Genomic DNA, 21,883 nt, shown 5'->3' with positions numbered 1-21,883 from the left:
CTGGATGCGCACCGACATGGCGCCTCCGGACATAACCCGGCAAGCAACCGATGTTATCGGGAGAGATGAACGATGAAGAGGTTCGGTTTCGGTCTCATCTTCGGAACCGTCCTGACCGCAATCGCCATATGGCTCACTGTGACATATACCGGAGCATACAACATCGCTGCTTCCGCTCAGCATACCGATGCCGTGCGCTGGACGTTGGACACGACGATGCGTCGCTCAGTCGAACGACGTGCAGGGGACGTTGTGTTGCCCGAAAGTTTCCCGGACGAGCTTATCGCTGAAGGCGCGGCTCGTTACGCTGAAAGTTGCGTCTACTGCCATGGCGCGCCGGGTCAGGACCCGGCGAAGTGGTCGCGAGGAATGCGACCGGAGCCGCCACATCTGGCGGAAGCAGCGGCAGAGTGGCGACCCGAAGAAATCCGCTGGATCATCGAGAACGGCATCAGGATGACGGGGATGCCGGCCTTCGGCGATCACCACAAACCCGACGAGATCGTCGCCCTGACCGCGTTCGTGGCGCGGTTGCCCGGGCTGACCTCTGAGGATTTTCGAATGATGACAGGCGACGCCGCCGATACCGACGGGAACGGTGTGCCCGCGGGTGGCGGTGAAGCTCGAGATGGGGACGGCATCGCCCCCGCCCCAAAGGCCGATTAGGGAGAAGCCAGACTGATGTCTTACGTGCGATTTGGACTGATGATCCTCACCTCGACCGTGGTGATGTTCGTCCTGATGTATCTCAACACCTACGCCCTGGAGCACGTCTTCTTTTCGGAGACGCGCACCTACATGGCGATCCTGATGGGCGCCACCATGGCCGTCATCATGCTGGCCTACATGCTGGGAATGTATGCCAACAAGGCGCTGAACATCGCGATCTTCGCGGGCGCCGTCATCGTCTTCGCGCTCTCCCTGTGGCTCGTGCGCAGCCAGGTCACGGTTTCCGGTTCGAGCTACATGCAGGCGATGATTCCGCACCACTCCATCGCCATCATGACCTCGGAGCGGGCCCAGATTCGTGATCCGCGCGTTCGGAAACTGGCGGACGAAATCATCGAGGCGCAGCGGCGCGAGATTGCCGAGATGCGCTACCTCATCGCCGAGGTGTCGGACGGCAACACGGTCGATTCCATCTATCAGGACCCGCCGGCGAAGGTCGGCACCGTGGAGGACGCCCTTGGCCAGGCCCTGATCTCGACGCTCGATCCCTCTCCGATGCCGAAGGCCGAGGCAGATCAGATCCTTCAGGGCGGTTCGCGCTGCGTCTTCCATCGCAGCCGCGAAACCGATCCGATCTTCTGGGCCGCACAGGACGGCGGTGACGGGGCGATGAAACTGAACGGCGTTCTCGTACCGCTGGAAGCGCGGGACCGGACGGAGACCGGCGTCGCCTACAGTGCGTCGGGCGTGTCCGTCGCCGTCCGTTCGTTGGGGGAAGACGCCGATTGGCGATCCGATGCCGAGCTGGTCTTCACGCTCGATCAGGGGCTGACGGTCGGTTATCGCGGCTTCTACAAATGCGAACCCGCATGAATGAGGAGACGCTTCGAACGCCGGTTTTCGGCCCGACGGACATCTCCATCCTGACGCCCGAGCGGGCGAGAAGTTCACCCGGCGGCAAGCGCAATGCCGCCGGTAGCGTGGAATTCATAGCCGACCACCTGTCGGTGCGGACAACAGTCGCTGCAAGGGTCGAACGACTGAAACCGAGAGGTCTCGGAGCCTGGAAAATATGGTGGGCGCGACAGGGATTGAACCTGTGACCCCCTCGGTGTGAACGAGGTGCTCTCCCGCTGAGCTACGCGCCCCAGCCGGCGCGGCGAGCCGCGTCGGGGACGCCGCGATATAGTGCCGCTTCGTGGCCCGCGTCAACCGCCATTCACGGCTTCGTTCGCGTCACTTTGCCCGCATCGGCGACGAGCCGTTCCACGAGGCTGATATCGAGGCTGGCATAATCCTCGATGATGACGCTGGCGCGGGCTCTTGCCGCCGCGTCCGGCGCATAGCCGAAATCCACCAGCACCGAGGGCACGCCTGCCGCGACGGCGGTGTCGATGTCGGTCACCGTGTCGCCGACCATCACCGACAGGTCGGAGCGTCCGCCGGCCAGCGCGATCGTCTCGTTCAGATGCAGCGGGTCGGGCTTGCGCCGGGCAAACGTGTCGGCGCCGCAGATCGCGGCGAAGCGATCGGCGACGGCCAGCGCATTCAGCAGCAGGCCGGCCAGCCGCTCGTATTTGTTGGTGCAGACCGCCAGCCGCATGCCGGCGGCTTCCAGCCGGTTCATCGAGTCGAGGACGCCGGGAAACAGCCGCGACTGGTCGGCGATATGGTCCTGGTAATAGGCGATGAAGCGCGTCACCTGATCGCGCATCTCGGCCTCGTCGATATCGCGGCCGTCGCGGCGATAGGCCTCGCGCAGCATCACCTTGGCGCCATGGCCGGCATGCGGGCGCACGACGTCGAGCGGCATCGGCGCCATGCACGCGGCGGCGAGGCAATGGTTGAGGCTCGCGGCGAGATCGGGGGCGGTGTCGACGAGCGTGCCGTCGAGGTCGAAGACGGCGATGCCGGTCATGATCTGTCCTTGCAGGTGACGGGAGCCGGCGCTGACGCCGCGGATCGGCGTTTGCTTCGCAATCCGCGTCCGCAAGGTCAAGCCTGGCAGGGACCCGGCCGGCGCGTGACATCGACAGTCCCGGCCGGACCGTCTAGACGCTTCGGAGGCGCGAGCGGAGGATTGAACGCCCATGACGGATTCGGCGACACTGAAGACCATGGCCGGCGAGGCCGCACTGGCCCATGTCGAGGACGGCATGCGCCTCGGCATCGGCACCGGCTCGACCGCCGAAGCCTTCGTGCGGGTGCTGGCCGAGCGGGTTCGCGATGGCATGAAGATCGTCGGCGTGACGACCTCCAACCGCACCGAGACTTTGTGCGCCGAACTCGGCGTGCCGACCGAGACGCTGGAGACCGTGCCCGAGCTCGATCTCACCATCGACGGCGCCGACGAGGTCGACGGTTCGCTGCGGCTGATCAAGGGCGGTGGCGGCGCGCTTCTGCGCGAGAAGATCGTCGCGGCCGCGTCCGAGCGCTTCCTGGTGATCGCCGACGCCTCCAAGAAGGTCGAGACGCTGGGCGCCTTTCCGCTGCCGATCGAGATCAACGGCTTCGGCATGATTGCCACCTATCTGGCCATCCGCAAGGCGGCGGCCGGGCTGGGGCTGGAAGGCGACATGATCCTGCGGCGCAGCGGCGACGAGCCCTTCATCACCGACAACGGCCACCTGATTCTCGACGCATCTTTTGGCCGCATTGGCGATCCAGAAGCCCTCTCGCAGGCATTGTTCGCGGTGCCCGGCGTGGTCGAGCACGGGCTGTTCCTCGGCATGGCGAACACCGTGATCCTGGCCGGGGACGACGGGCTGGAAACGCTCGAAGCCTGAGCATGGCGGGCGCCTCGCGCCGTGCCTGCGACCGGCTTCCCCTTGCCAGCACGCCGCCAGTTCCAATACTCAAGCGCCGAACGCGTCCGACCAGCGTCGGAGCGAACCGAACGGAGACAGACGTTCATGATGTTTAGTCGAGTGACACGCCAGGGCCGCATCGCGGCCGCCGCAGCGCTGCTTCTGGTGCTGCCGGCCAACGCCATCGCTCAGGAATACACCGAATCCCATCTCGCCGCGGCCCGTGACACGATCGAGGCCATCGACGCGACGGACCAGTTCGACAATATCCTGATGAATGCGGCGACCCAGACCAAGGCGGAACTGATCCCGAACAACCCTGACATGGAAGAGAAGATCTCGACCATGGTCGACGACCGGGCGTTGGCGCTTGCGTCGCGCCGGGCGGCGCTGGAGACCGAGGTCGCCCGTGTCTACGCCAAGCTGTTCACCGAGGAAGAGCTGCGCGCCATCGCCGATTTCTACCAGTCCGAGCCCGGCAAGAAGCTTCTGGCGCAGGGCCCCGTGGCCACCCGCGAGATGATGGCGGCGGCGCAGGTCTGGAGCAATGGCATCGTTCGCGATCTGCGCGAAAGCGCCTTCCAGGGCATGAACGAGCTCTATGGCACCGCCGGCGACGCGCCGTTGAACGGCGAGGCCCAGGCGCCGATCGAGCCGATGACGCCGGCCGACGCCGCGCAGTAAAGATGCGGCGGCACGGAAGGCAGGGTCGGCCGGAGCGGCCGTCCGTCATCGTGCCGATATGACGTCCGTCGATCCTGCGGCGCTCGCCGCACGCTTTGGCGACAGACGACGATGCGCCGCAAGCGCGACCGTCCGGGTGGCGGTCCGGATAGCGGCGGCGACAGCAGCGGGAGCGCCAGCGTGAGCGGCAACAGCTACGACTACGATCTCTTCGTCATCGGCGGCGGTTCTGGTGGCGTCCGCGCCGCGCGGCGTGCGGCCATGCTCGGCAAGCGGGTCGCCATCGCCGAGGAATACCGCTTCGGCGGCACCTGCGTGATCCGCGGCTGCGTGCCCAAGAAGCTCTTCGTCTACGCCTCGCAATTCTCCGAGGCGCATGAGGATGCGGCCGGCTATGGCTGGTGCTTCGGCGAACGCTCCTTCGACTGGTCGACCCTGATGGCCAACAAGGATCGCGAGATCGAGCGGCTGGAAAACCTCTATGCGGCCAATGTCGCCAAGACCGGGGCGGAGATCTTCAACAGCCGCGCCGTGCTCGAGGGCCAGCACGAGATCCGGCTTCTGGCCGACGATCGCGTCGTCACCGCCGACCAGATCCTCATTGCCGTGGGCGGCCGGCCGAACCCGCATCCGGACCTGCCCGGCGCCGAACACTGCATCACCTCCGAGGAAGCCTTCCATCTGACGGAGTTGCCGAAGTCGATTCTGATCCTGGGTGGCGGCTATATCGCTGTCGAATTCGCCAACATCTTCCACGGGCTCGATGTCGAAACGACGTTGATCTATCGCGGCATGGAGATCCTCAACGGCTTCGACGACGATCTGCGCCACGACCTGCATCAGGCGATGGTCGACAAGGGTCTCAACGTCGTCTGCCAGGATACCATCGTGGAGGTGAAGCAGCTTGATGACGGCCGCATGGAGGCGCGTTGCGACAGCGGCGAGGTGCGGGTGGTCGACCAGGTGATGCTGGCCATCGGGCGCAAGGCGAACACCGAGAATCTCGGCTGCGAAGCGGTCGGCATCGAGCTCGATTCCCGCGGCGGCATCGTCGTCGACGACTATTCGCGCACCAGCGTCGACAACATCTGGGCCCTGGGCGACGTCACCCACCGGGTGCAGCTGACCCCGGTGGCGATCCACGAGGCCATGTGCTTCGTCGAGACCGCGTTCCGGAACAATCCGACGAAGCCGGACTATGCGACGATCCCGACGGCTGTGTTCTCGCAGCCCGAGATCGGCACGGTCGGGATCACCGAGGCCGAGGCCTGCAAGGCCTACGATGAGATCGAAATCTACCGGACCTCGTTCCGGCCGATGAAGAACACGCTGTCGGGCCGCAGCGGCAAGATGATGATGAAACTGATCGTCGATGCGGCGTCCCGCAAGGTCGTCGGTGCCCACATTCTCGGTGCCGATGCCGGCGAACTCAGCCAGGCACTCGGCATCGCGCTGAAGGCGGGCGTCACCAAGGACCAGTTCGACGCGACCATGGCGGTGCATCCGACGGCCGCCGAGGAACTGGTGACCATGTACGAGCCGACCTACCGGGTCCGCGGCGGCGAGAAGATCACCGGCTGACGCGAGCCCCTCAGGCCGGCGAGGGGGGCCGGATCGGCTCCACGCCGGCCAGCAGGTAGTCGGTCACGACCGGCCAGAGGGTCGCCTGCATGTCGCGCCGGAAGAAGCCCTTGTGACCAATCGGGCCGCCGGCGTCGCGCGGCGACAGCCAGATTTCCGACAGGTCGGCATTCTCGAAGCGCTGCAGCAGCGCGCCGACGGCGGCCGGCGTGCCCCAGGGATCGTCCTCGATCCCCACCGACAGCAATGGCAGCCGGACATCGGCGAAGCGGGCGGCTTCCGGCACGGCCGGATCGCCGAAGAAGAAATCGCGCCGGCGGCACCAGCGCGCCCAGTCGCGAAAGACCGGACCGGCCAGTTCGGTGCCGAAGCCGATCGAACCGGGAATGCGACCGGTCAGCCGCGACATCGGCACGCCCAGAAGATTCATCCGGGCGAACACCGACATGGGCTCACGGGTGCGCCCGTACCAGCCATTGAGCGAGGCGACCATCACGTAGCGGTCGAACCGCGCCGACAGGCCGCAAAGGCCGATGGCGAGCCCGCCGAAGGAATGGCCGATGCCGACCACCGGCCCGGGGCCGGCGGCCGCTTCCAGCGCGGCGAGGGCGGCCGGAAGGTCCTGCGTGCCCCAGTGCTGCATCCGGTATGCGCCGGCGCCTCGATCGCGGGCGGAAGCGCCGATGCCGCGATAATCATAGGTGAGAACGCCGCGGGCGCCCTGGTCGACCAGATGCTGGGCGAAGCCGCGATAGAACCGGCGCTCGACCGCCGCAGCTGCCGAGACCAGCACGGCCGGTCCGTCGCCGGCCCGCTCGCCGCGAAACAGCGTCGCCGGCAGCGTCACGCCATCGGCCGTCGTCAGGGTGAGGTCGCGCCCGGCAACGGGGCGGGCGGAGGCGGGAGCAGTCGCGGCGATATCCATGCCGCCAATGTGTCCAGTCTTCCGTTTACGTCAACGGTTAAATGGCTGGGCGAGACCGCATGGTCGGTCACGCCGCCGCGACGAAGGTGCCGCCACTCTTGATCTGCGCGCCCATTCCGTTAGAGCCGCGCCATGGATATTCACGACGATCACCCGGACCTGCCGCGACTGGCCGCCGAAGGGCGGGTCGTCGCCTATTTCGGCTACGGCTCGCTGGTCAACCGGCGGACGCTGCGCACCAGGTTCCTCGGCATTCGCCGCGCCAGTGTGGCGGGCTGGCAGCGCTTCTGGCTGCCGCGCGACGCTGCCGCCGAGATGGCGCTCCTGTCGGTCAAGCCGAACGACACCCATGCCATCGACGGCGTCGTCGTCTACGATCTCGCCGACCACCTGCCGTCGGTGGACGAGCGCGAGGCCGGCTATGCTCGCCGGATCGTCGATTTGTCGAAGCTTACGGTAGACGGGCCCCCCGTCGCCGACATTCCGATCTATATCTACGAGGCGCATCGTGGCGCGGCCGACGCCGGCGATCTGCAGGCCGCGATCCTGCAGAGCTATCTCGATGCGGTGATGCAGGGGTTCCGGGCCCTTTACGGCGACGACGGCCTGCGCCGTTTCGTCGACGAGACCGAAGGCTTCGAGACCCGCGTGCTGCGGGACCGCGCGGCGCCGCGCTACCCGCGTCCGGTGACGCTGGAGCCCGGGGAACCCGAGCTCTTCGACCGGCTTGTCGCGGCACGCGGGGCCCGGCTGATCGATCCGGGTCCGGCCATCTGACGCCGCGGAACCCGAGAAGGATGACAATTTCGGCCGGACATGCTTAAACGCGGCCCCGGCCGGAGCGGATCGTCAGATCGTGACGTCCACGGCCGCAATTTCGCAAAGCGAACAACGAGAAGAACGGCCGGCGCGCACCGGTCAGGAGTGATGTGATGGCGAAGGACTGGACCCCGTCGAGCTGGCGCAACATGCCGATCGAGCAGGTACCGGACTATCCGGATCCGGCGGCGCTCGCCGACACCGAGAAGCGTCTGGCGACCTATCCGCCGCTCGTTTTTGCGGGTGAGGCGCGCAAGCTGACCCGTTCGCTGGCCGAAGTCGCAGAAGGCCGCGGATTCCTCTTGCAGGGCGGCGACTGCGCCGAGAGCTTCGCCGAGCATGGCGCGGACAACATCCGCGACTTCTTCCGCGCCTTCCTCCAGATGGCCGTCGTCCTGACCTTCGCGGCCTCGCAGCCGGTGGTGAAGGTCGGCCGCATCGCCGGTCAGTTCGCCAAGCCGCGCTCGTCCAACAACGAGACCCGCGACGGCAAGACGCTGCCGTCCTATCGCGGCGACATCATCAACGGCATCGAGTTCGACGAGGCCTCGCGCATCCCGAACCCGGAACGCCAGGAGATGGCCTACCGGCAGTCGGCGGCGACGCTGAACCTCCTGCGCGCCTTCGCACAGGGTGGCTATGCCAATCTCGACAACGTCCATCAGTGGATGCTCGGCTTCGTTGGCGGCAGCCCCGAGGCGGAGCGCTACCGGGCGCTGGCCGACCGCATCTCCGAGACCATGAACTTCATGCGGGCGATCGGCATCGACGCGGAGAGCCATCCCTCGCTGCGCGAGACGGATTTCTTCACCAGCCACGAGGCGCTGCTGCTTGGCTATGAAGAGGCCATGACCCGGGTCGATTCGACCTCCGGCGACTGGTACGCGACCTCCGGCCACATGATCTGGATCGGCGATCGCACCCGCCAGGAAGACCATGCCCATGTCGAGTTCTGCCGCGGCATCAAGAACCCGATCGGTCTCAAATGTGGCCCGTCCATGGAGCCGGATGCGCTGCTGCGCCTGATCGACAAGCTGAACCCGGACAACAAGGCCGGCCGGCTGACGCTGATCACCCGCTTCGGCCACGAGAAGGTCGAGGCGCATCTGCCCAAGCTCGTTCGCGCGGTCGAGCGGGAAGGCCGCAAGGTCGTGTGGTCCTGCGATCCCATGCATGGCAACACGATCACGCTGAACAACTACAAGACCCGGCCCTTCGACCGGATCCTGTCGGAGGTGCAGACCTTCTTCGACGTCCACCGGGCGGAAGGCACCCATGCCGGCGGCATCCATATCGAGATGACCGGCAAGGACGTGACCGAGTGCACCGGCGGTGCGCGGCCAGTGCTGGCCGAGGATCTGTCGGATCGCTACCACACCCATTGCGATCCGCGCCTCAACGCCAACCAGGCGCTGGAACTGGCCTTCCTCGTCGCCGAGCTGGTCAAGAAGGACCATGCCGAGGACGCGGCCCGCAAGGTCGCAGCCGGCTGAGGCTCATGCCACTTCGCGCCGTCCGGCAATGGGCGGCGCACAGGATATGATGGAGACCGGGCGCAGCGCTGCGCCCGGTTTTCGTTTGAGGGGTGGACGGTCTGTCGGGATATGCGGGCCTGCCGCCGCGGCCATGACCGGTTAGGCTGAGATACGAACGGAGTTCCCGCCATGTCCGCGATGCCGACGCTCTTCCTCTCCCACGGCGCGCCCGATACCGCCGTCGCCGATACGCAGGCCGCCGCATTCCTGCGGACACTCGCCGCCGACCTGCCGGTGCCCCGCGCGATCCTCGTCGCCAGCGCCCATTTCGAGCGTGACGGCCGCGTCGGCGTCACGAGCGACGCGGCGCCGGAGACGATCCACGATTTCGGCAATTTCGATCCGCGGCTGTTCGAGATGCGCTATCCGGCGCCGGGCGATCCCGAACTGGCGCAGCGGATCGTCTTCCTTCTTGCGGAGGCGGGGTTCGACGCGGAAGCCGTCGCCGGGCGTGGCTTCGACCACGGCACCTGGGTGCCGCTCCTGCTGGCCTATCCGGGCGCCGACATTCCCGTCGTGCAGGTGTCGGTCGATCCGACGCGCGATGCCGCCTATCATCTGGACCTCGGCGCGGCGCTCTCGGATCTGCGGGGCGAGGGCGTGCTGGTGATCGGCTCCGGGTCCTTCACCCACAATCTGCCGGAAGCGTTCGACCGGATCAGGCAGGGCATCAGGGTCGATGTGACGCCGGACTGGGTGGCGCGATTCGTCGACTGGATGGGCGACCGGCTCGTTGCCGGAGACCGCGCGGCCCTGGCCGACTACCGCCGGCAGGCGCCCTTCGCCGAGAAGAACCATCCGACCGACGAGCATCTCATGCCGCTGCATGTCGCGCTCGGGGCGGCAGGGCGAGGCGCAAAGGGCGAATGGCTGCATGCCAGCCGGGATTTCGGCGTCCTGTCTATGGACGCCTTCGCGTTCCGCTGACGGCAGGGACCGGAATGAAAACGCAGGTTCAGCAGCGATGAAGCAGAGTTTCGATCTCGACACCCGCACCGGCCTGCCGGTCGATCTGACCGAACTCCTGCGGAAATATCCGCGGGAGACATGGACCGATCATGCCAATCTCGGTGCGACGGCCCGGTTCTGGCTGCAGCGCCACGACATGTTCCGCGAACTCGGCGCCGCGATGCAGGAGGCGCTGTCGCAGCACCGCGAGGGCGAAGTGGCGCTCGACCCGTTTCGCCGCTGGTTCGCGCCGCGGCTGCAATTCTTCCTGACCCAGCTCGAAGATCATCACCAGATCGAGGACCACCATTACTTTCCGGTCTTCGTGCGCGCCGAATCCCGTCTCTCGCCGGGCTTCGAGCTTCTGGAGAACGACCATGAGGTGATCCACGCGGACCTGATGGCGGTAGCCGAAACGGCAAACCGGTTTCTGGCAGAGGAGACGGGGGGCGGGGCGGTGCCGCCGGATGCGGCACGCTATGCGGGCGATGCCTATGCCGAAGCGAGCGGCCGGCTGCTCGATCGCCTCGTGCGGCATCTCGCCGACGAGGAGGACCTGATCATTCCTCTGATCCTGGACCGCGGAGAGGCTGCGATCGGGATTTGATCCGCGCGAGCTTGGAGGGCAGCCGGCGCTGGTCGTCGTCGGGACCGCGGCCGTTGCGCACCCGGCTGATCAGCGCCGGTCCCCATTGCCGCCAGGCGAACCACAGTGTCAGTGCGACGGCGATGACCGCCAGCGTGATGCCGAGACCGCGCTCCATGACCTCCAGCCGCGCGAAGACCGAGCCGATGGAATAGCCGAAGACGTAGCCGACGCTGGTGAAGATGCCGGCCCAGAGGGCCGCGCCGATCAGATTGAGAATGGCGAAGCGGGCGATCGAGATGCGCGACAGCCCGAGCGCGATCAGCCCCGGCATGCGCAGGCCGTAGATGTAGCGGTTCACGATGACGAAGAACGCCTGGTAGCGCTCGACGAGCTGCAGCGCCTTGGCGAATTTCTTGCGGCTGCGCCAGCGCGCCACCCAGCGGTGATTCGACGAATAGCGCGCAAAGAGGAACACGGCGAAGTCGCCGATGAAGGAGCCGACGAAGGCCAGCGCGATCATCATCTGGAACGGATAGGTGCCGCGATAGGCCAGAAACCCGCCGATGATCGCAAAAACCTCGCCTTCGAAGAACGTCCCGGCAAGGACGATGATCGGTCCGAATTCGGAAATGAGGCGCAGGATTTCGTACACGTGGGCTCCGAACATCGCGGCGAAACGGCGTGCAGCCGCCGACCGTCCCGTCGCGTTCCAGTCTGGCGGCGCTTGTTGCAGAGTTTTGAGGCGCAAAAAAGTGGCTTCGTGCGTTCTCGCTATGCACGGTGTCGCAGCGGTGCGGTTCGCGACGCCTCGGGAAAGGGCCGGAGCGCTCGCATGACCGGTGGGCTCGCATGCGGCCGGCCGCCTTGCTAAGGGGCGGCAACGCCATCCCGCAAGGCGCGGCGCGGCGACAACCGGAACAGGCTGACAATGCCGCACGACGACAATCTCAACGGACGGCTGCGGCTGGCCATTGCCCAGATCGCGGCGATTCCGGGCGATCTCGCCGGCAATCTCGCCAAGGCCCGTGCTGCCCGCGACGAGGCGGCCGGTGCCGGGGCCCAGCTCGTCGTCTTTCCCGCAGGCTTCCTGGCCGGCTCTCCGCACCCCGACAGTCCGCTCGCCGCCGCCTTCGTGTCGGCCTGCATGGATGCCGTCGATCAATTGGCCAACGACACCGGCTATGGCGGGCCGGGCCTTGTGATCGGCAGCCCGCGCCGCAGCGATGACGGTGTGCACGATTCGGTCGCTGTCCTTGACGCCGGGCGTATCTTGACCTGGCGCGACCGGGTCGACCTGCCGCACGCCCGCAGCTTCGAGGAGCCGCCCGCCTACCGGGCCGGACCGATGCCGGGCCCGGTGGCCTTTCGCGGCCTACGCCTCGGCATTCCCATCGGCGACGATCTCCGGGGCGATCTCGACGTCTGCGAGACCCTGGCCGAATCCGGGGCCGAGTTGCTGCTGGCGCCCAGCGCCATGCCGTTCCGCCGCGACGGGATCGACCGGCGCCACCAGGCGGTGCTGCGGCAGGTGATCGAGACCGATCTGCCGATGGTGTTCGTCAATGGAGTCGGCGGGCAGGGCGTCGGCGTCATGGACGGCGGCGCCTTCGCCTTCCAGGCCGACCGGACGCTGGCGCTGCAAAGCCCGCAATTCGGGGCCGGGCTCTTCCTGTCCGACTGGCAGCGGACCGCGTCGGGCTGGCGCTGCGAGACCCGGGACGTGGTCGATCTGCCGGGGCCGGAGGAAGCCATCTGGCGCGCCTGCGTCTGCGCCATCCGCGCTCATGCCGAAGCGCAAGGCACAGAGACGGTCGCGCTCGCACTGCATGGCGACGCCGACACGGCGATCGTCGCGGCCATGGCCGTGGACGCGATGGGACCGTCGCTCGTGAAGGGGCTGCTGACGCCGGACGCGGACCGCGACACCGCCGATACGGACGCGGTGAGGACCGGCGCTGCCCAGCTTGGGATTGCGTGCCATGTTTTGCCCCTCACGCCTGTCCTCGCAGCGATGACGGCCGACGACGACGTGTCGGACGTACCAGCGTCGAGAGCGGCGCGCGCGCAGATGCGTGGGGCCTTGCTTGTCGCGCTGGCCGAGCGCACCGGCGCGGCTTTGCTCGGCGCGACAAATCGGACGGCTTTGCGCCTGGGCAACGGCGAGGCCGATGGCGTTCTGGCCGCCGGATTGAACCCGATCGCCGATCTATCCCGCAGTGATCTCGCCGACCTTGCCCGGTGGCGGCGTGGCCATCGTCCTGCCGATAGTCTTGGCGCGGACGCGATGCCGTTCCTCGAATGGCCGGTTGCTGCGCCGACGGGAACGCCGACAGACGACGCAGGCGCGCAGGACGCCGAGACGGTCGCGGAGCGGCTCTTCGCCTGTGACGGCGACGTCGATGCGGTCGTGGCGGCGGGATTTGACCGGGCAATGGTACAAGCGATCGCCGAGAGGCTGATCCGGACCGCGCTGCGCCGGTCGCCGACCACACCCGGCCTCAGGCTGGATGCGAGAGCCACCCCACCGCGCACCGGCCGCATCTGACCACCGCTTCGCCGGCGGACATGCAAGGAGACGACCCGATGGAGATACCACCGCCCGATACCCTCGCCACCGTCGGCGTTGCCGTCGGGGCGCTGTTCATGCTGCGGTATTTCCTCGTCATGCGCCGCATCTGGAGGGCGACGGGGCACCGCGTGAGCTTCCAGTTCGGCGGCTATTTCCAAGTCTTGCGGTCCGGGGCCTTCGGTGCCGAGCTCGAGCCCGAACGCCGCTATGCCGCGCGCCAGCTCGTGCTCGGTGGCGTCTTCCTGATCGCCGGCCTGCTGCTGTTCGGCTGGTTGCTGGCGACGGGCGTGCCCATTCGCGTCGCGGTCTGACCCTCGGGACCATGGCCGGCTGACGCTCTGCGATGTCGCGGCAGGGGCGCTCTGGCGCGGGCAGCCTCTCAAATGCTAAGGGAGGCGGTCTTTTCCGCCGCGCCGCCTTCGGGCCTGCCCGGCGACGCCGCCCACGGCCCGGAGTCCCATGCAGTTTCTGACCTTCATCGGCACGAATGCGCGCTGGCTCGGCGGCGGTTTCCTGCTGTGCTTCTTCTCGTCCTTCGGACAGACCTTCTTCGTCTCGCTGTCGAATGGCGATATCCGGCGCGACTACGATCTGACGAATGGCGAGTTCGGCATGATTTACATGCTGGCGACCCTCGCCAGCGCCGCAACGCTGCCGTTTCTCGGCTGGACCCTCGACCGCTATCCGGCCTGGCGGGTCGCGGCGGTCACCGTCGTCTGCCTTGCCATCGCGACGTTGGCCATGGCGGTGTCGAGCTCGGTGCCGCTGCTGATCCTCGCCATCTACCTGCTGCGCCTGTTCGGCCAGGGCATGATGACCGAAATCTCCATGACGACGACCGGGCGCTGGTTCGCCGCCAATCGGGGCCGCGCCATGGCGCTGGTGACCCTTGGCAATCATGCGGGCACCGGCTTCTTTCCGCTGATCTTCGTGCTCGCCGCCGGTGCCTTCGGCTGGCGCGGCACCTGGGTCGCAAGCGCCGCGATCCTCATCCTGGTTGCGCTCCCGACCATCGTCGCGCTGGTCCATCGCGAGCGCGATCCCCAGTCGGAGCCGCCGGGAACGCTGATCCCCGACGTTGCCGACTGGACCATGGCCGAGGTCCTGCGCAGCCCGCGCTTCTACCTCGTCTCGATGAGCGTACTGGCGCCGCCGTTCATCGGCACGACGCTGTTCTTCCATCAGGTCTATCTGACCGAACTGCGCGGCTGGTCGCTGGAGGTCTTCGCCGCGGGCTTCGCGGTGATGTCGGCGGTCACCGTCGTCTTCGCACTCGTCTGCGGCTGGATGGTCGATCGCTACAGTGCCCTCAGACTGCTGCCTTATTTCCTGATCCCACTGACGATCGCCTGTTTCATCGCGGCCAATTTCACCGCCGAGGCGGCGATCTTCGTCTTCATGATCTGCCTCGGCGTGTCCAACGGCTTCTCCTCGACGCTGCTCGGCGCCCTGTGGCCGGAGCTCTACGGCGTCAAGCATCTGGGCGCGATCCGCTCCCTGACCGTCGCTCTGATGGTGCTGGCCTCGGCGCTCGGGCCGGGCGTGACCGGCATCCTCATCGATCTCGGGGTGCCTTACCCGCTGCAGATCGACGCCATGGGGCTATATTGCCTGGTGATGACCATCGCCATGGCGCTGCTGGCCGGCCGGCTGGCGCCGAAAGCGAATCTGGGCAACGCGCCCGCGCCGGGGGCAAGCCGCACCGTCGACCGCATCGACCCGCAGCCGCACGAGACCTGATCGGCCCGTCGCTACCGGTGCCGATTGCCACCCGGCGCGGCGTTCGCTAGGTCGAGGCCATGACCGTCACCGTCCGCTTCGCGCCGTCGCCCACCGGGCATCTGCATATCGGCAATCTGCGCACCGCGCTGTTCAACTGGCTGTTCGCGCAGCGGCAGGGCGGCCGCTTCGTGCTGCGCTTCGACGACACCGACAAGCAGCGCTCGCGCACCGAGTTCGCCGACCAGATCGCCGCCGATCTCGCTTGGGTCGGCGTTGCGCCCGATCGCGTCATCCGCCAGTCCGAGCGCCTGGCGCTCTACGACGGCGCCGCCGAGCGACTGAAGGCGGCGGGCCTTCTCTATCCGTGCTACGAGACGCCGGACGAACTCGACCGCAAGCGCAAGCGGCTGGCTGCGCGCAATTTGCCGCCGGTCTATGGCCGCGAGGCGTTGCGGCTGACAGACGACGAGCGTCAGGCATTGGAGGCCGAGGGGCGCAGGCCGCATTGGCGGTTCCTGCTGCCGAACTTCGCCGACGATCCGCTGCAGCCCCAGCGCACCGAGATCCACTGGGACGATCTCGTGCGCGGTCCCCAGACCGTCGACCTCGCCTCGCTGTCGGACCCGGTGCTGATGCGCGGCGACGGCAGCTACCTCTACACCCTGCCGTCCATTGTCGATGACGGCGACGTCGGCGTGACCCATGTCATCCGGGGCGACGACCACGTCACCAATACCGGCGTCCAGATCGCCATCTTCGAGGCGCTCGACCTGACGCCGCCGGTCTTCGGCCACCACAATCTTCTGACGACGATTACGGGCGAGGGGCTGTCGAAGCGTTCCGGCGCCCTGTCGCTGGTCTCGCTGCGCGAGGACGGCCTCGAGCCCATGGCCGTGGCGTCCCTTGCGGTGCTGGTGGGCCTGCCGGGCGCCATCGACGCCATGCCGGATCTGGCGGCGCTGGCCGAGCGGATGCAGTTCGAGGGCAGCTCGCAATCGGCGTCGAAGTTCGATCCGTCGGAACTCGACCGCCTCAACGCCGATCTCGTCCACGCCATGCCCTACGCCGATGTCGCGGACCGCCTCGCGGCGATGAGCGTGCCGTCAACTGATGCCGAGGCGTTCTGGCTGACCGTGCGAGCCAACTGCGCCCGCGTCGCCGATGCGGCGGAATGGGCCGAGGTGGCCTTTGGCGATCTCGACCGGACGCCGGAGCTGTCCGACGAGGACCGGCAGTTCGTGACGGCTGCGCGCGACAGCCTGCCGGAGGGCGCGTTCGGCCCCGAGACCTGGCGCGAATGGACCGGCGCCCTGAAGCAGGCGACCGGGCGCAAGGGCAGGGCGCTGTTCATGCCGCTGCGCCTCGCGCTGACCGGTCGCGATCACGGGCCGGAACTCGCCGCCCTGCTGCCGCTCATCGGCCGGCAGCGCACGCTCGCCCGTCTCGGTTGAGCGAGCGCCCGGCAAGTCTTCGCCGGGCGCGTCTGATCAGTCGCTGAGCTGCACCGCCTGGGCGGTCGCGATGGCGGCCATGTTGACCACGCCGCGCGAGGTCACCGACGGCGTCATCACATGGGCGGGCGAGGAAACGCCGAGCAGGATCGGCCCGACATGCAGCGCGCCGGTCATCTCCTTGACCACGTTGAGCGTGATGTTGGCCGCGTCGATATTCGGGAAGACCAGGAGGTTGGCTTCGCCCTTCAGCGTCGACTGCGGCATGGTGCGCTCGCGCATCGTCGTGTTCAGCGCCGAATCGCCATGCATCTCGCCGTCGACTTCCAGCTCCGGCGCCCGCGCCTTCAGCATCTTCACGGCGTCGCGCATCTTGCGGGTCGCGCTCGTGTCGTCGGAGCCGAAATTGGAATGCGAGACGAGGGCAACCTTCGGCTCGATGCCGAAGCGGCGCATCTCGGCGGCCGCCAGAAGCGTCATCTCCACCAGATCTTCCGCCGACGGATCGCGCTGGACATAGGTGTCGAGGAAGAACTTGGTGTCCTCCTGCGAGATGAGGAGGCTCATGGCGGCGAATTTGTGCGCCTCGTCACGCACACCCACGACCTGGCTGATGTCGCGGACATGGTGCGGGAAGCGTCCTTCCAGCCCGCAGACCAGCGCGTCGGCCTCGCCGCGCGACACCGCGACGGCGCCGATCACCGTGGTGTTGGTGCGCACGATCGTGCGGGCGGTGTCCGGATTGACGCCCTTGCGGCCGACCTTCGAGAAATAATGGTCGACATAGTCGCGGTAGCGCGGATCGTCCTCGGGGTTGATGACCTCGAAATCCTCGTTCGGCCGGATCCGCAGGCCGTAGCGCTCGAGCCGGGCGGCGATGACGCCGGGACGGCCGATCAGGATCGGCGCGCAGATCTTCTCTTCCAGAAGCACCTGTGCGGCGCGCAGCACCCGCTCGTCCTCGCCGTCGGAGAAGATCACGCGCTTGCCGGAATCCGTCGCGATGCGGAAGATCGGCTTCATGATCAGGCCGGAGCGGAAGACGAAGCGGTTCAGCCGGTCGAGATAGGCCGGCATGTCCTCGATCGGCCGTGTGGCGACGCCGTCGGCGACCGCGGCCCGGGCGACGGCCGGGGCGATCTTCAGAATCAGCCGCGGGTCGAAGGGGGCGGGAATCAGATAGTCCGGCCCGAAGACCGGCGTGTCCGAGCCATAGGCCTTGGCCGCGACCTCGGAGACCTCCTCGCGGGCCAGCGCCGCGATGGCGTCGACCGCGGCGGTCTTCATGCCCTCGGTGATGCCGGTGGCGCCGCAGTCCAGCGCGCCGCGGAAGATGTAGGGGAAGCACAGGACGTTGTTGACCTGGTTCGGGAAGTCCGAGCGCCCGGTGCAGATCATCGCGTCCGGCCGCACCTGCTTGGCGAGGTCCGGCATGATCTCCGGTTTCGGATTGGCCAGCGCCATGATCATCGGCTTTGCGGCCATCTTTTCCAGAAGCTCGGGCTTCAGGACACCGCCGGCCGACAGGCCGAGGAAGACGTCGGCCCCGTCGATGACCTCGGCGAGGGTCCGCTTGTCGGTCTTTTTGGCATAGACCGCCATCCAGCGGTCCATCCGCTTCTCGCGGCCCTCATAGACCACGCCCTCGATGTCGGTACAGGTGATGTTCTCGCGCTTGGCGCCGAGCTCGACAAGGAGATTGAGGCAGGCGATCGCCGCCGCGCCCGCACCGGAGGTGACGATCTTGGCGTTCTCCAGCGACTTGCCGGCCAGCATCAGCCCGTTGCGGATTGCCGCCGCCACGATGATCGCGGTGCCGTGCTGGTCGTCGTGGAAGACCGGGATCGCCATGCGCTCACGCAGCCGCGACTCGACCTCGAAGCATTCCGGCGCCTTGATGTCCTCGAGATTGATGCCGCCGAAGGTCGGCTCCATTGCCGCGACGACGTCGCAGATATGGTCGATCTCGTGGGCGTCGATCTCGATGTCGAAGACGTCGATGTCGGCGAATTTCTTGAACAGGACCGCCTTGCCTTCCATCACCGGCTTGGAGGCGAGGGGGCCGATATTGCCCAGACCGAGAACGGCGGTGCCGTTGGAGACCACGCCGACGAGATTGGCGCGGCTGGTGTAGAGAGCCGCCAGCGACGGATCGGCCTCGATGGCGAGGCACGGCGCGGCGACGCCCGGCGAATAGGCCAGCGCCAGATCGCGCTGGTTGCCCAGGGTCTTGGTCGCCTGAATCGCCAGTTTTCCGGGCTTGGGATAGCGGTGATAGAAGAGGGCCTGTTCGTCGAGATCGCCCATGTTCGGCCGATCCTTGGCGGTTTCCTGTTCGGACATTCCTGCTCCTCCATCCCGGCGTCGCCGCGCGATGATGGCGGCGGCGACGTGTCGCGCTTCTTCTAACGTATCGATCCCGGCAGGCAACCGGACCGCGCCGCTCGTCCACCGCCGGGGCGAGCTGCCGGAGCGTCACACGACTGCAATCAGAATCGTGCATTTCCCGAGCAGCGCAAAGGCTTTAACCGGGGCAAGGCACGGGATGGCGACCATGCACAAGCTGACGACGGCGCGGCATTTCCGGACATTGTTCCTGTCCGACGTGCATCTGGGCTCCAAGGCGGCCCAGGCCGAGATGCTGGTCGAATTCCTGCGCCTGCACGATGCCGAGACGATCTATCTCGTCGGCGACATCATCGACGGCTGGCGGCTGAAGCGCTCCTGGCACTGGCCGCAGGCCCATAACGACGTGGTGCAGAAGCTGCTGCGCAAGGCGCGCAAGGGCGCCCGCATCGTCTATGTGCCCGGCAATCACGACGAGTTCCTGCGCGATTTTCCCGGCCATCATTTCGGCGGTGTCGAGGTCAAGCGCACCGACATCCACACGACTGCCGACGGCCGCCGTTTCCTGGTGATGCATGGTGACGAATTCGACGTGGTCGTCCGCAACGCCCGGCTGCTGGCCTATCTCGGCGACTGGGCCTACGACATGGCGATCTCCATCAATGTCGTCTTCAACTATGTCCGCCGGCGGCTCGGCTTTCCCTACTGGTCGATCTCGCAATGGGCCAAGCTGAAGGTCAAGAACGCCGTCAACTTCATCGGCGCCTTCGAGACGGCGCTGGCCGACGAGGCGGCGCGCCATGGCTGCGACGGCGTCATCTGCGGCCATATCCACCATGCGCAGATGACCCGTCACGGCGCGGTCGAATATGTGAATACCGGCGACTGGGTCGAAAGCTGCACCGCGGTGGCCGAGCGCCATGACGGCTCCTTCGAGCTCATCCACTGGGCGCATCTGGCCGGCGAGCGCTCCGCGGCGCCCGAGGTGGTATCCCAGCGCGAGACCGCCGAGCCGGACGCGGCTCGCGTCGAGGCGGCCTGACATGACCCGCATCCTGATCGCCACCGACGCCTGGGAGCCGCAGGTCAACGGCGTCGTGCGCACCCTGTCGAGCCTTGCCCAGGAGCTTCGGGGCCGGGGCAGGGACGTGCGCATCGTCGGCCCCTCCGACTTTCGCACCGTCGCCTGTCCGACCTATCCGGAGATCCGGCTGGCGCTGGCTTCGGCCGACGCGCTCGGCCGCATCATCCGCGACTATCAGCCCGACGTCATCCACATCGCCACCGAAGGACCGATCGGCTATGCGGCGCGCCGGGCGGCGCTGCGCACTGGCCGACCCTTCACCACCAGCTTCCACACCCGGTTCCCCGAATATCTCAGCAAGCGGGCGCCGATCCCCGAGAACCTGACCTACGCGCTGCTGCGGCGTTTCCATGCGCCGGCCACCGCCTGCCTGGTGCCGACCGAATCGATGCGCCGGACGCTGGCGGGGTTCGGCTTCGCCAATCTCGTCACCTGGACCCGCGGCGTCGACCGCAGCCTGTTCCGGCCGCAGCCGAAGGTCGATCTCGGCCTGCCGGGACCGGTCTTCCTGACCGTCTCGCGGGTCGCGCCGGAAAAGAACATCGAGACCTTTCTCGATCTCGACCTGCCGGGCTCCAAGGTCGTCGTCGGCGACGGGCCGATGCTGCCCGAACTGCGCCGGCGCTACCCGGACGTGCATTTTGCCGGCAGCCAGACCGGCGAGGCGCTCAGCCGCTGCTACGCGGCGGCCGACGTCTTCGTGTTCCCGTCGCTCACCGACACTTTCGGCATCGTGCTCATCGAGGCACTGGCCTGCGGCGTGCCGGTGGCGGCCTATCCGGAGCCCGGACCCCTGGATGTCGCCGGCAACACGAAGGCCGGCTGCATCTCCTCAGATCTGCGCGAGGCGTGCCTTGCCGCGCTGACGCTGGATCGGGCCGACGCGCTGGAGCGCTCGCTCGCCTATAGCTGGCAGGCCTGCGCCGACATCTTCCTGTCGGCGACCGAGGCGCTGCAGGTTCAGCCGGAACTTCAGCTCGCCGGCTGACCGGTTCGGCGCCAGCGCCGAATGCGTTGCATCAGCTCGGCAGAGACAAATCGCCTAGCCCCAGAGCTTCGCGCTCGGCGGCGAGACCGTGGCATCCGTATAGACGAGGCCGCCGCTGCGGTCCTTGGCCAGGAGCAGGGGGCCGTCGAGATCGACGAACTCCGCCACCTGCGCGAGCAGCACCGCCGGCGCCATCGCCAGCGAGGTGCCCACCATGCAGCCGATCATCACGCCAAACCCCATCTCGTGGGCGCGCTGGACCAACCGCAGGCCCTCGGTCAGCCCGCCGGTCTTGTCGAGCTTGACGTTCACGAAGTCGTAGAGCCCGACGAGCTTGTCGAGGTCATCCGCGGTGTGCACCGATTCATCGGCGCAGATCGGCACCGGATGCGGAATGTCGGCGAGGATGGCGTCGTCGCCGGCCGGCAGGGGCTGCTCCACGAGAACGGCGTTGGCCGCGGCCGCCGCCAGCATGTGCTCGCGAATGTTGTCGGCGCTCCAGCCCTCATTGGCGTCGAGGATCAGCTTCGAATGCCGCGAGGCGGCATGGACGGCCCGGATGCGACCGACATCGTCGGCGGTGCCGACCTTCACCTTCAACAGCGAGCGGTTGGCGACCCGTGCGGCGGCTCCCATGCTGTCGGCATCGCCGAGCCCGATCGTATAGGCCGTTTCCACCGGGCGCGGAGCGCTGCCGCAGATGATCGACGCGGCTCTCCGGCTGTTCGACTTGGCTTCCAGGTCCCACAGGGCGCAGTCCACCGCGTTGCGGGCCGCGCCCGCCGGGAGCAGCTCGCCGATCCGTTCGCGCGACGCGCCGGCCTCGATCGCGGCGCGCACCTCCTCGATCTGTTCGCGGACACTGTCGATGCTCTCGCCATAGCGCGCATAGGGCACGCATTCGCCGCGACCCTCGCCGAATTCGTCGCCGATCTGCGCCGTCACGACCACCGCCTCGGTCTTCGCGCCGCGGGCGATCCGGAACTCCTGCGCCAGCGGGAAATGCTCGACTGTGACTGAAAGACGACGCGGCATGGTGAAAACATCCTCAACGGCCGCCGCTGCGGCGGTCATTCCATGACAAGACGTGACTGGACGCCTAAAGGTGGTGCCAGATAGGCCCCTGTTCTGCGTCGCCGCGAATCGGCACCGCGTCAAGCGTGGTG

The 21,883-nt window shown here is 67.4% G+C and carries 20 protein-coding genes and 1 tRNA gene; 15 read left to right on the top strand and 6 right to left on the bottom strand.

The features are described 5' to 3' along the window. Positions 1 to 72 precede the first annotated feature (72 nt). The gene (locus tag SI859A1_RS11305) at positions 73 to 666 is read left to right on the top strand and encodes a c-type cytochrome (protein WP_009209899.1); all 594 of its coding nucleotides are present in this window, start codon (positions 73 to 75) and stop codon (positions 664 to 666) included. A gap of 15 nt (positions 667 to 681) precedes the next feature. Further along, positions 682 to 1,542, top strand: a complete 861-nt coding sequence (locus SI859A1_RS11300) for a DUF6692 family protein (protein WP_009209898.1) — start codon at positions 682 to 684, stop codon at positions 1,540 to 1,542. A gap of 200 nt (positions 1,543 to 1,742) precedes the next feature. Here the strand turns inward: SI859A1_RS11300 and SI859A1_RS11295 are convergent. Next, positions 1,743 to 1,817 (bottom strand) — tRNA-Val (locus tag SI859A1_RS11295). Positions 1,818 to 1,888: 71 nt separating this feature from the next. Then, positions 1,889 to 2,587: an HAD-IA family hydrolase gene (locus SI859A1_RS11290; RefSeq protein WP_040325708.1), complete on the bottom strand. Its 699-nt coding sequence runs from the start codon at positions 2,585 to 2,587 to the stop codon at positions 1,889 to 1,891. Between the two features lie 172 nt (positions 2,588 to 2,759). Here SI859A1_RS11290 and rpiA point away from each other — a divergent pair, with 172 nt between their 5' ends. From rpiA to gor, 3 genes are all read left to right on the top strand, one after another. Then, positions 2,760 to 3,455 (top strand): ribose-5-phosphate isomerase RpiA, encoded by a 696-nt coding sequence (gene rpiA, locus SI859A1_RS11285; RefSeq protein WP_009209896.1) that lies wholly within the window; start codon positions 2,760 to 2,762, stop codon positions 3,453 to 3,455. A gap of 126 nt (positions 3,456 to 3,581) precedes the next feature. Then, entirely contained in the window at positions 3,582 to 4,160 is a 579-nt protein-coding gene (locus tag SI859A1_RS11280; protein ID WP_148233811.1) for a DUF2059 domain-containing protein, read from the top strand. Positions 4,161 to 4,340: 180 nt separating this feature from the next. Next, positions 4,341 to 5,741: a glutathione-disulfide reductase gene (gene gor, locus SI859A1_RS11275; RefSeq protein ID WP_009209894.1), complete on the top strand. Its 1,401-nt coding sequence runs from the start codon at positions 4,341 to 4,343 to the stop codon at positions 5,739 to 5,741. A gap of 10 nt (positions 5,742 to 5,751) precedes the next feature. Here gor and SI859A1_RS11270 read toward each other — a convergent pair whose 3' ends face one another. Next, the gene (locus tag SI859A1_RS11270; protein ID WP_009209893.1) at positions 5,752 to 6,666 is read right to left on the bottom strand and encodes an alpha/beta hydrolase family protein; all 915 of its coding nucleotides are present in this window, start codon (positions 6,664 to 6,666) and stop codon (positions 5,752 to 5,754) included. Positions 6,667 to 6,798: 132 nt separating this feature from the next. Here SI859A1_RS11270 and SI859A1_RS11265 point away from each other — a divergent pair, with 132 nt between their 5' ends. The 4 genes from SI859A1_RS11265 to SI859A1_RS11250 all read left to right on the top strand — a co-directional run bounded on the left by SI859A1_RS11265 (position 6,799) and on the right by SI859A1_RS11250 (position 10,575). Next, positions 6,799 to 7,443, top strand: a complete 645-nt coding sequence (locus tag SI859A1_RS11265) for a gamma-glutamylcyclotransferase family protein (RefSeq protein WP_009209892.1) — start codon at positions 6,799 to 6,801, stop codon at positions 7,441 to 7,443. Positions 7,444 to 7,598: 155 nt separating this feature from the next. Beyond that, positions 7,599 to 8,978, top strand: a complete 1,380-nt coding sequence (locus SI859A1_RS11260) for a class II 3-deoxy-7-phosphoheptulonate synthase (RefSeq protein WP_040325707.1) — start codon at positions 7,599 to 7,601, stop codon at positions 8,976 to 8,978. A gap of 171 nt (positions 8,979 to 9,149) precedes the next feature. Continuing rightward, a complete protein-coding gene (locus SI859A1_RS11255) occupies positions 9,150 to 9,947 on the top strand; it encodes a dioxygenase family protein (RefSeq protein WP_009209890.1) in 798 nt (265 codons plus the stop codon). 37 nt (positions 9,948 to 9,984) lie between these two features. Then, positions 9,985 to 10,575 (top strand): hemerythrin domain-containing protein, encoded by a 591-nt coding sequence (locus SI859A1_RS11250; protein ID WP_040325706.1) that lies wholly within the window; start codon positions 9,985 to 9,987, stop codon positions 10,573 to 10,575. Here SI859A1_RS11250 and SI859A1_RS11245 read toward each other — a convergent pair. Then, positions 10,529 to 11,080 (bottom strand): DedA family protein, encoded by a 552-nt coding sequence (locus SI859A1_RS11245; protein WP_420804768.1) that lies wholly within the window; start codon positions 11,078 to 11,080, stop codon positions 10,529 to 10,531. The two genes, SI859A1_RS11250 and SI859A1_RS11245, sit on opposite strands and share 47 nt — an antisense overlap. A gap of 405 nt (positions 11,081 to 11,485) precedes the next feature. Here SI859A1_RS11245 and SI859A1_RS11240 point away from each other — a divergent pair, with 405 nt between their 5' ends. From SI859A1_RS11240 to gltX, 4 genes are all read left to right on the top strand, one after another. Beyond that, positions 11,486 to 13,102, top strand: a complete 1,617-nt coding sequence (locus tag SI859A1_RS11240) for a nitrilase-related carbon-nitrogen hydrolase (RefSeq protein WP_009209887.1) — start codon at positions 11,486 to 11,488, stop codon at positions 13,100 to 13,102. Between the two features lie 38 nt (positions 13,103 to 13,140). Continuing rightward, positions 13,141 to 13,437, top strand: coding sequence for a hypothetical protein (locus SI859A1_RS11235; protein ID WP_040325705.1), 297 nt, complete (start codon positions 13,141 to 13,143; stop codon positions 13,435 to 13,437). A 148-nt stretch (positions 13,438 to 13,585) separates the two neighbouring features. After that, the gene (locus tag SI859A1_RS11230) at positions 13,586 to 14,866 is read left to right on the top strand and encodes an MFS transporter (protein ID WP_009209886.1); all 1,281 of its coding nucleotides are present in this window, start codon (positions 13,586 to 13,588) and stop codon (positions 14,864 to 14,866) included. Between the two features lie 59 nt (positions 14,867 to 14,925). After that, complete coding sequence (gene gltX, locus SI859A1_RS11225; RefSeq protein WP_009209885.1) at positions 14,926 to 16,299, top strand: glutamate--tRNA ligase; 1,374 nt, start codon at positions 14,926 to 14,928, stop codon at positions 16,297 to 16,299. 36 nt (positions 16,300 to 16,335) lie between these two features. Here the strand turns inward: gltX and SI859A1_RS11220 are convergent, their stop codons facing one another. After that, a complete protein-coding gene (locus SI859A1_RS11220; RefSeq protein ID WP_009209884.1) occupies positions 16,336 to 18,642 on the bottom strand; it encodes an NADP-dependent malic enzyme in 2,307 nt (768 codons plus the stop codon). 202 nt (positions 18,643 to 18,844) lie between these two features. Here SI859A1_RS11220 and SI859A1_RS11215 point away from each other — a divergent pair, with 202 nt between their 5' ends. Together SI859A1_RS11215 and SI859A1_RS11210 are read left to right on the top strand one after the other, a co-directional pair. Next, entirely contained in the window at positions 18,845 to 19,687 is an 843-nt protein-coding gene (locus SI859A1_RS11215; protein ID WP_009209883.1) for a UDP-2,3-diacylglucosamine diphosphatase, read from the top strand. Between the two features lies 1 nt (position 19,688). Further along, a complete protein-coding gene (locus SI859A1_RS11210; protein WP_009209882.1) occupies positions 19,689 to 20,717 on the top strand; it encodes a glycosyltransferase family 4 protein in 1,029 nt (342 codons plus the stop codon). Positions 20,718 to 20,771: 54 nt separating this feature from the next. Here SI859A1_RS11210 and dgcA read toward each other — a convergent pair whose 3' ends face one another. Then, positions 20,772 to 21,752: an N-acetyl-D-Glu racemase DgcA gene (gene dgcA / locus SI859A1_RS11205; RefSeq protein WP_009209881.1), complete on the bottom strand. Its 981-nt coding sequence runs from the start codon at positions 21,750 to 21,752 to the stop codon at positions 20,772 to 20,774. Positions 21,753 to 21,883 lie beyond the last annotated feature (131 nt).

It is taken from the genome of Aurantimonas manganoxydans SI85-9A1 (genome assembly GCF_000153465.1).
GTDB lineage: Bacteria > Pseudomonadota > Alphaproteobacteria > Rhizobiales > Rhizobiaceae > Aurantimonas > Aurantimonas manganoxydans.
Note: the sequence above shows the minus strand (reverse complement) of the source record. Positions and strands in the feature narration are given on the sequence as shown.